Origin of the sequence: Vibrio sp. 10N.222.54.A3, from assembly GCF_041474095.1 — a bacterium.
GTDB classification, from domain to species: domain Bacteria; phylum Pseudomonadota; class Gammaproteobacteria; order Enterobacterales; family Vibrionaceae; genus Vibrio; species Vibrio crassostreae_C.
Genome location: NZ_JBFRTN010000179.1, coordinates 1 through 215, shown reverse-complemented (window position 1 = coordinate 215; position 215 = coordinate 1). Strand labels below are relative to the sequence as shown.

Annotated in this window: 1 protein-coding gene; it reads right to left on the bottom strand. The window is 45.6% G+C overall.

Going from position 1 to position 215, the window contains the following annotated elements; translation table 11 throughout:
- A partial coding sequence (locus tag AB4507_RS22830; protein ID WP_372183482.1) for an Ig-like domain-containing protein occupies nucleotides 1–215 on the bottom strand: 215 nt, incomplete at both ends.

The following is a 215-nucleotide window of genomic DNA, read 5'->3' as shown; positions in this document are numbered from 1 at the left end:
ATCAAAATCTTCGCCAGTCACTTCAAACACTAGTTTATTATCAACGATGGTCACCAGACCTTTGTCCGAGCTCACATTGTCTAAGGTAAAGGTCGCACCATCGTCTAAATCGGTGTCGTTATCCAATACATCTACGGTTACGGTGCTGTTCTCTTGAACCGCCCCAGAGTCTGCATTGGCAATTGGGAGATCGTTAGTACCGGTGACAGTAATAG